Raw genomic sequence first — 14,459 nt, forward strand, 5'->3', positions numbered from 1 at the left:
TATTAAGCATTTAATCTGTATAGATTTAATATTCTTATTTCAGGAACTGTTTATTAAAGAACACTTTCCCCGGATGTTTTTCTGCGTAAGCAAAAATCAAATGCTCGATATATTGATTGCTTTTATAAGGTTCAGTATAGTTTTTTACTTCTAATGGATCATGAATTGAAATATCTGACGGAATATATCCCATACCATGAAAATGCCCGTTTTCAATCCAAATGCAGCTTCTTTCGTCTTTAGATCTTCCTTTATCTATAATAGCAAAAGTGGGTCTGTTGGTTAATAAAAAATCAATAGCATTATCAACTTGTTCGTTGTGAAGTAAAACATCAGGCAGATCTTTTATTTCATTATTTTGAAAAAGTTCTCCTTCTTCCGGCCTTGTGTATTTGCAGAATCTATGATCGATTTCAAACTGTTCTGCCAGACTTCTCAATAAATTAATTCCATCATATTGGCTGTTAAATTCATGAATGCAGATTTGAAATTTACTGACTTTTCCAATCGCGAGATATTTATAACCGTTTCTCGCTTCATATTGGTAGATTCCAAATTTCGCCTCAAAGCGTTTTAAGGCTCTGTTGTAAGTTGGCCAGAGTTTTTTAATTTCCGTACATTCTAATAAAAGCGCCATTAATTCTGTACCACAGATTTCAAAGGAAATTCCGTGAATATCCCTTAAAAAATGCTGCCTTTGCGGATTAATATTGTTACCGCTGAAATGCGAAGCCACACGTTTTTTTACATTGATGGCTTTCCCTACATAAATCACTTTTTTCTGCTGATTATAAAAATAATATACACCAGGTTTTTCGGGTAAATTATTAAAATCATCAGGCGGAAGATTCGGCGGCAAACGCTGATCTTGTGCCGTTTTTTTGATCATTTTATCGATTTCTCCCGCATCGTCCCATTCCAGTAAAAGCGAAAATAAAATAGCAGTTGCATCTGCGTCTCCGCCCGCACGGTGTCTGTTTTCTAAGCCTATATTTAAGGAGTTGCAAAGATTTCCTAAACTGTAAGAACCTAAACCCGGTTTGATTTTTCTGGCTGCACGAACGGTGCAAAGTTTTTTTGCAGACCATTTGAACCCCGCTTTTTCAAGTTGATGATGAACGAATGAATAATCGAAGTTTACATTATGAGCAACAAAAACACGATCAGTAAGCATTTCTAATACTTTCTCTGAAATATCGTCGAAAATAGGTGCATTAGCCACCATTTCGTTATTAATACCTGTTAATCCAAAAATAGAAGGAGGAATGTCCTGCTCCGGATTAACGAGTGTTTCATAACGGTCAAGTACATTTTTACCATCATGAATAATAATGGCAATTTCTGTAATGCGGCTGCCACTGGCGTTCCCGCCTGTGGCTTCAATATCGACTATGGCATATTCCGTATTTTTCATCTTTATATAACGTAAAACCGATTGTTTTTCTGTTGTTTATATTTAAACTTTAACCGTAATAACATCCTTGAGTAAAGTAGAAAATTTAGGAGATAATCTGTTCTGCTTCATTTTCCATTGCCGTCCCAACGATTGTACGCCGAATTTAATTTTATTATTACCGTAACTCTGATTCATTTTATCAATCACACTCATTAAAGGCTGATGTTTAGGATTTGAAGTTTCGAATAAATTAAGCTGTGTTTCACTATTTGGCGTTAAGCCCATTACAATTACACCCGCTTTTTTATAACGATAGCCTTTTTTAAAAATAGCTTTAAAACCCTTTTGTGCAGCCTCATTAAGTTCTATTGTCGAATTGGTTGGAAAATCAGTAGTGATGGTAATACTTCGTGAATATTGTGATTCTTCATTCTTTATAAAACTCGTCTGGATAAAAACGGTTACCATATTGCAATGACATTCCTGGCGTCTTAATTTTTCAGCACAAGAAGCTGTAAACGTGCTGATTCGTTCTGAGATTTCTTCAAAAGTAGTATACCTTTTTTCGAAAGATCTCGTAGTGGCAATCATTTTACGATCTGCGGCCTCTTCTAATCCTAAAGTTGGTTTTCCTTCTAATTCATGTTTTAACCGAAGCCCAACTACAGACATTTCTTTTCTTACCCAGGCATCTGGAAGCTGTGTAAATTCATAAGCCGTGTTGATTTTTTTTAATTTAAGGCGTTTAGCATGTTTTCTTCCAATTCCCCAGACGTCTTCAATTTTAGTCCATTTTAATGCTTTAATTCTTTTTTCTTCAGAATCAATACAATAAACACCCTGCGTACGATCGGCAAATTTTCGAGCAATTTTATTCGCCATTTTAGCCAAAGCTTTGGTAGGCGCAAAACCTATACTAACCGGAATTCCTGTTCCTTGAGTGACTTCTTTTCGCATTTTTAAGCCCAGGGTATTCAAATCAAATAAATCGTAACCCGAAAATTTCAGGAAAGCTTCATCAATACTGTAAATCTCGACTTCGGAAGTATAAGTTCGAAGCAGATTCATAACCCGATTGCTCATATCTCCATATAGCGGATAATTGGAAGAATACACAAAAATATTTTTTTCTTTAAAAACAGATTCATACTTAAAAGCCGGAATAGCCATTGGAATACCCAAAGCTTTAGCTTCGTCTGAACGCGAAATAACACAACCATCATTGTTAGAGAGAATAACGATAGGTTTTCCTCTTAAATGCGGTTCAAATACTCTTTGGCAAGAAGCGTAAAAATTGTTACAATCGACTAAAGCAAACATTTTCTAAATGTGTTTTTTTATTTCTATTTCTGTTTTGTCACCCTGAGCGAAGTCGAAGGGCTTCATTGTATAAAGGTCTTTGACTTCGCTCAGACTGACAATTGACTTCGCTCAGCGTGACATTCAACTTAAAAAGTTTTAATACAATGAACCACAATTCCCCAAATCACAAAATTATTTTCCGGAGTTACTTTTATAGGCTGATAATCTTCATTTTCGGCAATAAGCCAAATAATGTCTTTTTCTATTCTGATACGTTTTACGGTAAATTCGCCATCAATTTGGCAAACAGCAATTTTATTATTTTGCGGCTCCAGACTTTTATCAATAATCAATAAATCGCCATCATTGATACCGGCATTTTTCATAGAATGCCCTTTTACTCTGGCAAAATAAGTAGTGTATTTATGTTTGATAAATTCTTTATTGAGATCAATCGATAATTCGATAAAGTCATCAGCAGGCGAAGGAAAACCTGCGCTGATACCAACGTCAAAAAAAGGTAATTTTACTTTTGAACTTACATCCGGAATGTACAATTCTATTGATTTTGTGGTATTTATATTGCTCAATTTCATAATCACTTCAAAAAAATGTTTTTTTGTATAAAGCAAAATTAGTACAGTTGATAACATTTTTTCATATATTTGCTGTTCCAAATTATAACAAATTAATTATGTCCTTATTTTCAGATAACATCAGAGCATTGAGGGTTAAGCATAAAATATCGCAGGAGAAATTAGCTGAGAACCTTAGTATTACTAGAGGAAGATACGTTAAATACGAAGATGGAACTTCGGAAGCACCGTATGATATTTTAAAGAAAATTGCCTTATATTTTCATATGAGTATTGACTTGATATTATCTGTCGATATACGTAAAATTGATGTGCAAAATTTGATAAAACTGGAAGGCAATCGACTTATTTTACCCATTCAAGTGGATAGTTTTGGAGAAAACTTTATTGAAATTGTATCTCAAAAAGCAAAAGCAGGTTATCTAAACGGATATGCTGATCCGGAATATATTGAAAGTTTACAGCAAATTACACTACCTTTTTTAGGACCGGGAAAACATCGCGGATTTCCTGTTGAAGGTGATTCAATGCCTCCACACGAAGATGGTTCTATTATTATTGGCCGTTATGTGGAAAAGCTAGGAGAGGTGATGGATGGAAAAACCTATATTCTTATTACCAAGAATGAAGGAATGGTATATAAGCGTCTCAATAAAAACAAAAAGAACGCCTTGGTTTTAGAATCGGATAATAGTTTTTATCCAAATTATGAAGTGAAAGCTTCTGATATTTTAGAGATTTGGGAATACGAATGTAATATTGGCCGTTCGGATAAAAAACAAGAAATCACAGAAACAGGAGCAATGAAGGATTTGCTTTTAGAATTAAAAAGAGAAGTTAGGGAGATTAAGAATAATACTTCGAATACGTAAAAAAAGTTTTGCCACGAAGGCGCTAAGGCACAAAGCTATTTAAAAAAGACTTAAAAAAACTTTGTGTCTTAGTGCCTTCGTGGCAGGAAAAAAAATCTAAACCTTTAACGAAAACCAAAACGTACTTCCCAATCCCAAATTACTTTCTACACCAACGCTTCCATTCTGCGCTTCAATAAATTCTTTGCTTATCGCTAAACCTAATCCCGTTCCGGATTTCTGACTTCCCGGAACCTGAAAATATTTATCAAAAACTTTGTCTTTATATCTTGTATCAATTCCTTTTCCGGTGTCGATAACCTGAAATACGATTTGATTGTTTTCTTTTTTTAATTTGATGATAATCGTACTTTTTTCAGAAGAATATCTTATCGCATTTGACAAATAATTAATCAAAACCCAGCCAGTTTTCTCGCTGTCGGCTTTTACGTCTTGCAGATTTTCATCGGCATCAATTAAAAGGTTTATTTGTTTTTGATCAGCCTGAACTTTTACCGCTTCAACAGCATAATTTACAATTTCATGCGGACTGCTTTTTTCGATATTCAACTGAATATTTCCGGTTTCTAATTGAGATAGATTAAGCAATTCTCCCGTAATTTTCAATAAGCGCTGACTATCATCTTTTATACTTTCTACTAATTGTTTCTGGTCTTCGTTCATGTCCCCCGTTTTACCATTTTCAAGCAATTGAAGACTTAATTTTATAGACGCAATTGGTGTTTTTAATTCGTGCGAAACTGTGGCAATAAAATTGGTTTTGGCAAAATCCAGTTCTTTAAAAAGCGTAATATTTCGCAGAATAATTACATCGCCAATATTGATTTCTTTTTCTTCTCCCGTTGGGATTATGGTAATATTCAGAATTTCTTTTTCGAAATAACTTTCCTTTCCGTGCGCGTAAATTTTAAGCGGTTGTTTTTTAGGGGAATCTGAATCCTCTTTTAAAATTAAAGAACGAATCAAATCATTCGACAAGGCTAGAGTAGAAGCAGATTTTCCAATAACATCTTCCAATTTCAGACCAATAATTTTCAGTGCTTCGTCATTGGCAAACAAAACTATTCCTTCATTGTCCAGACCAATAATAGGATCGTTCATATTATTGATTAAAGTTTCCAGTCGTTTCTTTTCGAAAAAGAGTTTGTACAAATTACTATCGTTATATTCCTGAAGTTTCTGCGCCATTGTATTAAACGATTTTGCCAAATCTCCAAATTCGCTATGACTCGTAAAATGAACACGTTCTGAATAGTTTTTATTGGCAATTTCCTTAATACTCAGTGTTAATTCCTTTATCGGATTGGCAATATTATTGGGCAGATTGATCAGTAAATTAAAAGCAATTAAAAAACATAAAGTTCCCACAATGGCAATCCATAAATTAGCATTTTCAGCGGTATGTTTGGCAATATCACTTTTCTGTTTTATGGCATCCAGATTCAATTTCATAATAGCAAAAATGTCCTGTCTAACCTGTGCTTTTAAAGCTTCATTAGAACCATTTTTCTCTAAAAGAGCAAAACTTCTTTCAAGACTGGCAGTTGCTTCTTTTTCTCCTGGTTCGGTAACATTTTGTGTTTGTTTTTCAAGATATTCCTTGAAAACATGAATCTTACTATCAGGGCTCGCTTTAATTTCATCCAAAGACAAAATCATATTTCGTGAATATTCCAGCGTATTATAATTCGCTTTCAGAATATTCTCTGTGTCTGCTTTTATCAAAAAAACAGAATAACCACTAACTAACGAAAGTATGATGATCATTAAAAATAACAACCCAACTCCCAGATTCAATTTGGTTTTAATTCTCATTTTATAAAACATTTAATTTTTTTGAACTTTTTTTGAACCATATAAGTAATATAAGAAAATATTAGAATTGTTTTTTTTTAACCGTAAAGGCGCAAAGGTTTCGCAAAGCACGCAAAGATTAGATTAAAAAAGACTTTGTGTCTTAGCGCCTTCGTGGCAAACCAAACATCCTAATTAAAATGAACTTATATCACTTATATGGTTTAATATTTTTTCACGATAAGATAACAAGATCAACATTTGATAATGACAGTTTGTTTAGCAAACGTCTAAAAATTGTTGTAGACAAAATTACTTTAAATAAATTCAAATGCGGTTTCCCGATACATACAGTTGTGATTTGTTTTTCTTCAACTGTTGCTAAAATCGCATCGGCAATATTTTTGTTTTCTAGTTTAATAACTTCTGCGCCTAATTGTACGGCGAGTTTAAAATTATTAATTAAATGTCGCTGTTTATCCAGAGCAATTTTCGTACTGCTTTCCTGAGGCGTTTCTACATACAAAACATACCACGATCCGTTGTAATAACTTGCGAGTCGTGCCGCTTTTCTAATTACAATTTTAGCTGTTTTGTCATTACTGCTAATGCAGGCCAAAAGTTTCTCATGTCGTAAAGCATGAAGATTCGGAACTTCATTTTCAACTTTCCGAACGACCTGACTCGCTACTTCTTTCAAGGCCAATTCTCGAAGTTGTAAAATTTGTTCCGATTTAAAAAAGTTCGTTAAAGCCGTCTGAATTTTATCCGGAGTATAAATTTTTCCTTCCTTCAAACGCGCAATTAAATCTTCAGATGTTAAGTCGATATTCACGACTTCATCCGCCAATCGCAAAACATTGTCTGGAATACGTTCCTGAACATCAATGTTGGTAATGCGTTTTACGTCTTCATTTAAACTTTCAATATGCTGAATATTAACTGCCGAAATTACATTAATTCCAGCTTCCAGAATTTCTAAAACATCCTGCCAGCGTTTTTCATTTTTGCTTCCTTCAATGTTCGTGTGCGCTAATTCATCAACAATAACGACTTCGGGTCTGAGATTGATAATTGCTTGAACATCGAGTTCTTCTAATTCTTTTCCTTTATAGAAAATGGTCCGTCTCGGAATTATAGGCAAACCGGCTAATAATTCATGCGTTTCCTTTCGCATGTGCGTTTCGATGTAGCCAATTTTTACATCGATTCCGTTTTTTAATAACGAATGCGCTTCCTGAAGCATACGAAAAGTTTTGCCCACACCGGCGCTCATTCCAATGTAGATTTTAAACTTTCCCTTTCGTGATTTCTGAATTAAATCGAGAAAGTGCTGTGCGTTATTATTTTCGTTTTCCATATTTTTTGCCACGAAGGCGCTAAGTCACAAAGTTTTTTTTAAGCCACAGATTACACAGATTAGAAGGATTTTTTTTTAGCCACGAATTACACAAATTTTTATTTAATATAATTCGTGAAAATTTGTGTAATTCGTGGCAAATAAATCTACACAAAGCGATTAAAAAATCCTTTTAATCTGTGTAATCTGTGGCAAGAAATATTCTCCTAAAAACTAATCGCCAGCGAAGTCGTTACAAACGTATTCGTGTCCGTTGGAAGATTGTCTTTATTGGTGAAGATTTCATCTTTACTTGAAAGATTTCTCGCTTCAATTCTAAACATAACATTATCAGTAACTAAGTAATCAAAGTTAGCCGAAAATCCGTAAGTTTTAAAACCATTTGGCGTTTCAGTTGCGATAATTACACCTTTTTCATCACTATAATATTCGCCGCGAGCTGCAAGCTGAATTTTATCTGTTGGTTTGTATTGCAGAATCAAAACTGGCGAAAACCAAGTGTCGTATTTATTACTGCTTTTAGCTGATTGTTGTGATCCAACATCAAAACCAGCCGTAACATTTGTTTTTTCCGTTACCTTAAACTGTCCATAGAAATTATTGAAATAACGCCATTTTTTGTCGATATCCGGCTGTTCGTTTCCAACATAAGTACTCCAGTTTAAAACAACTCGATCAGACGGTTTGTAGGTAACCTGAGTCCCAAAAGCAGGCGTTTGATTTCCTTCTATTTTCTCAATTCGCTGCCAGCCATTCAAGTACATACCCGCCAAATACCATTTTCCAGATTCAGAAGTATAACCAATTTTAACTCCCGTTTCATAATAAGGAGAATTCTCAGCCATAATACTTCTCGTTAAAGTCTGGCAGTCTTTTCCAATCGCACTTTCAAAACCAATATGCGAAGGCATAATTCCCGCATCAATCCATAAATTATGACTTTTCGAAATCTTTACACCAACATTAGCTTCGTAAACATTTTTCAATAAACCTTGCTCGGCAGCCATATTATATTCGGCATAAGTTCCAGCCATTAAGGCAAAATTTCCTCGAATATTTTCTTTCGAATAATTCACTTTTGCCATACCTAAATTCAGGTTTACCTCATTACTTTTATTATAACTGTAAAAAAATCCCGGACGCGTATGATCTTCCGGTTTTGCAAAATCATAACTATAATAAGCGTCTACATATCCCGAAAACGTAAACGGACTTTTTGATTCTTCTTGTGCATGTAAATTGCTAAAACCAAAAGCGATTAAAGCAGTAAGTATTATTTTTTTCATTTTTGTGGTATTCTATTATTTATTTAGTAGATTTTTTAGGAGCTAATCCCGCTATCCGTTTCAATCTTTTCCTGGCTAAAGAAGCCAGAAAAAGGATTTCCACTACTATCGGGGCTAGGGCATTTGGGGTAAAAAGGCGTTTTGTCTCCTGCAAGGTTTCTAAAACCTTGTAGGTATAATTATAAGATCAACGTCTCGATTTGTCATTGCGAGGAACGAAGCAATCACATTTGTAAAGTCAACTTTATGTATAATTGTTAGTGAGGTTGCTTCGTTCCTCGCAATGACATTAAATGAGTGAATCACTCTGTCAAACCCGACAGGTTTTCAAAACCTGTCGGGTTTAAAAACGTATTATTTCAACTGATCAAGTGCCACATTCAATTCCAAAACATTAACCGTTTCAGGACCTACAACAGCAGTATTAATTTTAGATTCAACCAAAGATTTTACTTTAGTTTCATCCAGTTTTCTTTCTTTAGCAATTCGTTTTACCTGAATCAAAGCGCCTTGCGGAGAAATATTCGGATCTAAACCACTTCCTGAAGCCGTAACCATATCAGATGGAATATCAGATTTTTTCAAGTACGGATGAACGAGTAAAAGCGTATCAATTCTTTTTTGAATCAAAGCCAAATAATCGGCGTTGCTTGGGCCTTTGTTGCTTCCGGCACTTCCGGCAGCATTATAATCAACAGCCGAAGGTCTTCCCCAGAAATAATTCGACTTATCGAATTTCTGACCAATTTTTTGATAGCCAACCACTTTTCCGTTAACCGAAATAGTTTCTCCTTTCCCTTGATTCGGAGCCAATTGTGCGATTCCGTAAATCGCTAAAGGATAAATAACCGCAAACAAAATCAAAGTAAATACGGTAAGTTTTAATAGTGAAAATAGATTTTTCATTTTTTTCATTTTTAGAGGTTCTAGGGGACTAAGATTCTGAGGAACTAAGAAAAAAACTTAGCACCTTAGCATCTCAGAACCTTAGCAACTTTTGTTTACATAAATAGAGCTACCAACAAATCAATAACCTTGATTCCGATAAAAGGAACAATTAGACCACCTAAACCATAAATCAAAAGGTTTCTTTTTAAGATGGCACTAGCTCCAATTGGTCGGTAATCAACCCCTTTCAGCGCAAGCGGAATCAATATCGGAATGATAATCGCATTGAAAATTACCGCTGATAAAATCGCACTTTCAGGACTGTGCAAATGCATGATATTCAAACCTTGCAACGCAGGAATCGCAGTAATAAAAAGAGCAGGAACAATAGCAAAATATTTCGCAACGTCATTTGCAATAGAAAAAGTAGTTAAAGTGCCTCGAGTCATTAAAAGCTGTTTTCCAATTTCAACAATCTCAATTAGTTTCGTTGGATCATTGTCAAGATCGACCATGTTTCCTGCTTCTTTTGCAGCTTGTGTTCCGCTGTTCATGGCAACTCCAACATTGGCTTGAGCAAGAGCCGGAGCATCATTTGTTCCGTCACCCATCATGGCAACCAGTCTTCCTTCAGCTTGTTCTTTTCTGATGTAATTCATTTTATCCTCAGGTTTAGCCTCGGCAATAAAATCATCAACACCAGCTGCTTCGGCAATAAACTTAGCTGTAAGCGGATTATCACCAGTAACCATTACCGTTTTGATTCCCATTCTGCGCAAGCGCTCAAAACGTTCTTTCATTCCGGTTTTGATAATATCCTGAAGTTCGATAACACCTTGAACTTCATTGTTTTTGATTACTACTAATGGAGTTCCTCCGTTCGATGAAATTGTGATTACTTGTTGCGCAGTATCTTCTGGAAATGCATTTCCGGCTTGCTGTGCAATATTTTTTGCAGCGTCCTGAGCACCTTTACGAATGTTAGTTCCGTCTTTTAATACGACTCCAGAAGTTCTGGTTTCTGCAGTAAATTTGATGGTATGTGAAATATCAGAAGTAGTTTTTAAAAAGCTGGCTTTCGTTTCATTTTTTACATCGATTATCTCACTTAGCTCGAGAATACTTTTTCCTTCCGGAGTATCATCAGCAAGCGAACTCAAAACAGCCGATTTCACGAAATCATCAAAAGAAATTCCTTTTGTTGGATAAAAATTGGTTGCTTTTCTGTTTCCAATGGTAATGGTTCCGGTTTTATCCAAAAGCAATACATCAATATCTCCGGCAGTTTCAACCGCTTTCCCCGATTTTGTAATTACATTAGCACGCAACGCTCTGTCCATTCCCGCAATACCAATCGCAGAAAGTAAACCTCCAATTGTAGTTGGAATCAAACACACGAATAAAGCAATGAAAGCCGCGATCGTGATGGGTGCGTTGGCATAGTCGGCAAACGGTTTTAGCGTAACGCACACAATCACAAAGATCAAAGTAAATGCGGCTAATAAAATGGTTAAGGCAATTTCGTTTGGAGTTTTCTGACGGCTCGCACCTTCAACCAAAGCAATCATTTTATCTAAAAAGCTTTCGCCAGGTTCAGAAGTTACTTTTACTTTAATTTTATCAGATAATACTTTTGTTCCTCCGGTAACAGATGATTTATCTCCGCCAGCTTCCCGAATTACAGGAGCACTTTCTCCGGTAATGGCACTTTCGTCGATTGTTGCCAGACCTTCGATAATTTCTCCGTCGGCAGCAATTAAATCTCCAGCTTCACAAACGAAAATATCGTCTTTTTTTAATGCTGAAGAACTAATGTTTCTAATTTCTCCGTTAGGTAAAATTTGTCTTGCAGGAGTTTCTTCTCTGGTTTTTCTTAAACTGTCGGCTTGTGCTTTTCCTCTTGCTTCGGCAATGGCTTCGGCGAAATTGGCAAATAAAAGCGTTGCCAGTAAAATGAAGAATACAATTAGATTATAAATAAAACTGCCTTGATCAGTTGCTCCCATTAATATGGAAATGCAGACAGCAAACATAATGGCTGTTCCAATTTCTACGGTAAACATTACCGGATTTTTGATCATCATTTTTGGATTAAGCTTCACAAAAGATTGCGCTAAGGCTTCTTTTACTTGTTTACTTTCAAACAATGATGTGGATTTATTAGTTGTCATTTTTTATGTTATTTTGTTTAACTGATTTATTTAAACACATAGAGACATAGATTTTTACTTTGTGGTAAAGGCGTTTCACTTGTATACATTCACATAGCTATGTGTTAGAAACTAGTTTCTTTTGATTTTCTTTTTTAGATAAAGAAAAGACTATGTTTCTATGTGTTTAAAATATTTTCAGCATTGAAAAATGAATTGTTATTTTAAAGTAAAGAATTCTGCCAATGGACCTAAAGCCAGCGCTGGGAAGAATGATAAAGCAGCGATAATTGCGATTACGGCAAAAGTCATGATTCCGAAAATTGAAGTGTCAGTTTTTAAAGTTCCTGCACTTTCTGGGATATATTTTTTACCTGCCAATAAACCTGCAATTGCTAATGGACCAATGATTGGAATAAAACGGCTTAGCAGTAATACAATTCCTGTAGTAATATTCCAGAACGGATTATTATCTCCCAAACCTTCAAAACCAGAACCGTTGTTAGCAGCACTTGAAGTATATTCGTATAACATTTCTGAGAATCCGTGATTTCCTGGATTGTTTAGCCATCCTGTTGCGTTTCCGTTAAACCAATAACCCATTGCAGTGTCATGCGCAGCAAAATAAGATGCTAAAGCAGTTCCCGCTAATATCAATAAAGGGTGAAGAATAGCAATAAAAGCAGCAATTTTAACTTCCCGAGCTTCGATTTTCTTCCCTAAAAATTCCGGGGTTCGACCAACCATTAAACCGGAGATAAATACAGCCAGAATAATGAAAATATAGTAGTTCAAAATACCAACACCACATCCGCCGTAAAAGGCATTTACCATCATTGATAATAACTGCATAGTACCAGACATAGGCATTGAACTATCGTGCATACTGTTTACAGAACCTGTAGAGATTACCGTTGTAGCAATACTCCAGAAACCTGACATTGCGGGTCCAAACCGAACTTCTTTTCCTTCCATCGCTCCGGTTGCTTGTGCAATACCCATTTTTTCGATAGCTGGATTTCCGTTGATTTCACTTATAACTGTTGGAACAACCAGAAGTAAAAACCCAACCGTCATTACACCAAATATGATGTTTGATAATTTTCTTTTGTTTAGGAAAAATCCAAGTGCAAAAATCATGGCAAACGGAATAATCATTTGTGCCCAAAGTTCAACTTGGTTAGTAAAATAAGTTGGATTTTCTAATGGATGAGCTGAGTTGGCTCCAAAAAATCCACCACCATTTGTACCAATATGTTTAATAGCAATAAAGGCTGCAGCTGGTCCGCGAGAAACTTCTACATGATCACCTTGTAACGTTGTAATAGCATCTTTTCCTTCAAAAGTCATTGGAGTTCCGCTGAAAACTAACGCAATAGCTACAATTGCTGAAAGCGGTAATAAGATACGAGTACAGCTTTTGATGAAATAATTGTAAAAATTGCCCAATTGTTCTGTTGTTCTTTCTTTCATTGCTGTAAAAATCATTGCAGCAGCAGCCATACCGATACCGGCAGAAACAAATTGAAGGAACATCAAGACGATTTGTGAAAGGTAAGAAACCCCGCTTTCGCCTGAATAATGCTGTAAGTTACAATTGACTAAAAATGAAATAGCAGTATTAAATGCCAAATCAGGCGTCATAGAGGGGTTGTTATCCGGGTTAAGAGGTAAAGAACCCTGAAATAGTAAGACAAAAAAGCAAAGAAAGAACCAAACCATATTAATACTTAAAAGTGCTTTTAAGTGTTGTTTCCAGTTCATTTCTTCAGTGGAATTAATACCACTGATTTTAAAGATAAATTTTTCAATTGGATTGAAAATCGGGTCAAGAAGTGTTTTATCTCCCAAATAAACTTTAGCAATATATTTTCCTAATGGAATCGCTAAAACAATGGTTAGGATAAAAATACCAATGACGCCTAATAATTCTGTGTTCATAATATGTGAGTTTTTGTAAAATGTAAGATGTAATTTGTAAAAGGAGATGGACGCATAACATCTAACATCTCACTTATAACTTTTTACATTATTAAAATTTTTCGGGTTTGATTAATACATAAACCAAATACACGAAAACGGCGATTGAAATAATAAATAGTGCGGTCATGATTTAGATTTTTTCAAAAAATTCAACAGAGAGAAAACAAATTGCAAACAGCACGACGGCCAGTCCGAGTAAAAGAAAAGTGATCATAGGTAATTATTTTAGAGTTCAGATTTCAGATTTTAGATTATGTTGGAGCGATTAAACGATTAAACAGTTAACCAATTAAACGCCAGAGGCATTAACCTGCTTGATATATTCCGCTTTAAGCGTTTGTGGAAAAAGATGTGAAATATTGCAGTGACGGACTTCCATAAAAGAAGAAACCGAAAAAACATACACATTAGAAATGGCATTTTTAGTTTCGATGCTTCCGGTTATAAATAGACGTTCAGCAAGTGCCAAGCATTTTTTTGCTCGAACGATGTTTCCAGAAATAATAGATTTTTTGGTTATCTCAGCAAACCGTTCGGCTTGTTTGTAGATTGAGGTTACTTGATTTTTCATTTGGAATGAATTTTTAATGTTCTTCCTCCTTATGCCAAAATATGTTCCGAAAAAATCAAGTCATAGCTAAAGTGCTGTCAATAAAAGGAATGTAGTTGTGTGCCAAAAATCAGGCATAAAAAAAGCCTATCAAAATGATAAGCTTTTATTGAAATGATAAGGTTATTTCGATTATTACCAATTCCTGCAAGGTTTTCAAAACCTTGTAGGTATTCTATTTAAGTCTAAAGTTCAAATTATTTAAAATCTAAACCTACAAGG

General features: G+C 35.1%; 12 protein-coding genes. 1 reads left to right on the forward strand and 11 read right to left on the reverse strand.

What is annotated here, in order from left to right; translation table 11 throughout:
* Nucleotides 1–34: 34 nt before the first annotated feature.
* From B3C18_RS00185 to B3C18_RS00195, 3 genes are all read right to left on the reverse strand, one after another.
* On the reverse strand, nt 35–1,414 hold the full coding sequence (locus tag B3C18_RS00185; RefSeq protein WP_291140536.1) for an exonuclease domain-containing protein: 1,380 nt from the start codon (nt 1,412–1,414) through the stop codon (nt 35–37).
* A gap of 42 nt (nt 1,415–1,456) precedes the next feature.
* Nucleotides 1,457–2,716 (reverse strand): Y-family DNA polymerase, encoded by a 1,260-nt coding sequence (locus B3C18_RS00190; RefSeq protein WP_291140539.1) that lies wholly within the window; start codon nt 2,714–2,716, stop codon nt 1,457–1,459.
* 128 nt (nt 2,717–2,844) lie between these two features.
* Nucleotides 2,845–3,294, reverse strand: coding sequence for a LexA family protein (locus B3C18_RS00195; RefSeq protein WP_291140595.1), 450 nt, complete (start codon nt 3,292–3,294; stop codon nt 2,845–2,847).
* A 98-nt stretch (nt 3,295–3,392) separates the two neighbouring features.
* On the opposite strand from B3C18_RS00195, the gene B3C18_RS00200 reads away from it, so the two are divergent.
* Entirely contained in the window at nt 3,393–4,166 is a 774-nt protein-coding gene (locus B3C18_RS00200) for an XRE family transcriptional regulator (protein ID WP_053472327.1), read from the forward strand.
* A 96-nt stretch (nt 4,167–4,262) separates the two neighbouring features.
* On the opposite strand, the gene B3C18_RS00205 is transcribed toward B3C18_RS00200, so the two are convergent.
* The 8 genes from B3C18_RS00205 to B3C18_RS00240 all read right to left on the reverse strand — a co-directional run bounded on the left by B3C18_RS00205 (nt 4,263) and on the right by B3C18_RS00240 (nt 14,198).
* The gene (locus B3C18_RS00205; protein ID WP_291140547.1) at nt 4,263–5,981 is read right to left on the reverse strand and encodes an ATP-binding protein; all 1,719 of its coding nucleotides are present in this window, start codon (nt 5,979–5,981) and stop codon (nt 4,263–4,265) included.
* A 214-nt stretch (nt 5,982–6,195) separates the two neighbouring features.
* Nucleotides 6,196–7,320, reverse strand: coding sequence for a sensor protein KdpD (locus tag B3C18_RS00210; RefSeq protein WP_291140550.1), 1,125 nt, complete (start codon nt 7,318–7,320; stop codon nt 6,196–6,198).
* A gap of 206 nt (nt 7,321–7,526) precedes the next feature.
* Complete coding sequence (locus B3C18_RS00215) at nt 7,527–8,606, reverse strand: porin (protein ID WP_291140553.1); 1,080 nt, start codon at nt 8,604–8,606, stop codon at nt 7,527–7,529.
* Nucleotides 8,607–8,960: 354 nt separating this feature from the next.
* Nucleotides 8,961–9,512, reverse strand: a complete 552-nt coding sequence (locus tag B3C18_RS00220) for a K(+)-transporting ATPase subunit C (RefSeq protein ID WP_291140555.1) — start codon at nt 9,510–9,512, stop codon at nt 8,961–8,963.
* Nucleotides 9,513–9,607: 95 nt separating this feature from the next.
* Complete coding sequence (gene kdpB, locus B3C18_RS00225) at nt 9,608–11,665, reverse strand: potassium-transporting ATPase subunit KdpB (RefSeq protein ID WP_291140557.1); 2,058 nt, start codon at nt 11,663–11,665, stop codon at nt 9,608–9,610.
* 198 nt (nt 11,666–11,863) lie between these two features.
* A complete protein-coding gene (gene kdpA / locus B3C18_RS00230) occupies nt 11,864–13,585 on the reverse strand; it encodes a potassium-transporting ATPase subunit KdpA (protein ID WP_291140559.1) in 1,722 nt (573 codons plus the stop codon).
* 91 nt (nt 13,586–13,676) lie between these two features.
* Nucleotides 13,677–13,754 carry a K(+)-transporting ATPase subunit F gene (gene kdpF, locus B3C18_RS00235; RefSeq protein WP_081909388.1) on the reverse strand — a complete coding sequence of 26 codons (78 nt, stop codon included), beginning with the start codon at nt 13,752–13,754 and terminating at the stop codon, nt 13,677–13,679.
* Between the two features lie 162 nt (nt 13,755–13,916).
* Nucleotides 13,917–14,198 carry a DUF7674 family protein gene (locus B3C18_RS00240; RefSeq protein ID WP_026730398.1) on the reverse strand — a complete coding sequence of 94 codons (282 nt, stop codon included), beginning with the start codon at nt 14,196–14,198 and terminating at the stop codon, nt 13,917–13,919.
* Nucleotides 14,199–14,459: the final 261 nt, after the last annotated feature.

It is taken from the genome of Flavobacterium sp. UBA7680 (assembly GCF_002482975.1).
Lineage (GTDB): Bacteria > Bacteroidota > Bacteroidia > Flavobacteriales > Flavobacteriaceae > Flavobacterium.

Excerpts from the sequence above, each read along its gene's own strand:
- B3C18_RS00185 (WP_291140536.1), bottom strand. The coding sequence starts at position 1,414 with ATGAAAAATACGGAATATGCCATAGTCGATATTGAAGCCACAGGCGGG.
- B3C18_RS00190 (WP_291140539.1), bottom strand. The coding sequence starts at position 2,716 with ATGTTTGCTTTAGTCGATTGTAACAATTTTTACGCTTCTTGCCAAAGA.
- B3C18_RS00195 (WP_291140595.1), bottom strand. The coding sequence starts at position 3,294 with ATGAAATTGAGCAATATAAATACCACAAAATCAATAGAATTGTACATT.
- B3C18_RS00200 (WP_053472327.1), top strand. The coding sequence starts at position 3,393 with ATGTCCTTATTTTCAGATAACATCAGAGCATTGAGGGTTAAGCATAAA.
- B3C18_RS00205 (WP_291140547.1), bottom strand. The coding sequence starts at position 5,981 with ATGAGAATTAAAACCAAATTGAATCTGGGAGTTGGGTTGTTATTTTTA.
- B3C18_RS00210 (WP_291140550.1), bottom strand. The coding sequence starts at position 7,320 with ATGGAAAACGAAAATAATAACGCACAGCACTTTCTCGATTTAATTCAG.
- B3C18_RS00215 (WP_291140553.1), bottom strand. The coding sequence starts at position 8,606 with ATGAAAAAAATAATACTTACTGCTTTAATCGCTTTTGGTTTTAGCAAT.
- B3C18_RS00220 (WP_291140555.1), bottom strand. The coding sequence starts at position 9,512 with ATGAAAAATCTATTTTCACTATTAAAACTTACCGTATTTACTTTGATT.
- kdpB (WP_291140557.1), bottom strand. The coding sequence starts at position 11,665 with ATGACAACTAATAAATCCACATCATTGTTTGAAAGTAAACAAGTAAAA.
- kdpA (WP_291140559.1), bottom strand. The coding sequence starts at position 13,585 with ATGAACACAGAATTATTAGGCGTCATTGGTATTTTTATCCTAACCATT.
- kdpF (WP_081909388.1), bottom strand. The coding sequence starts at position 13,754 with ATGACCGCACTATTTATTATTTCAATCGCCGTTTTCGTGTATTTGGTT.
- B3C18_RS00240 (WP_026730398.1), bottom strand. The coding sequence starts at position 14,198 with ATGAAAAATCAAGTAACCTCAATCTACAAACAAGCCGAACGGTTTGCT.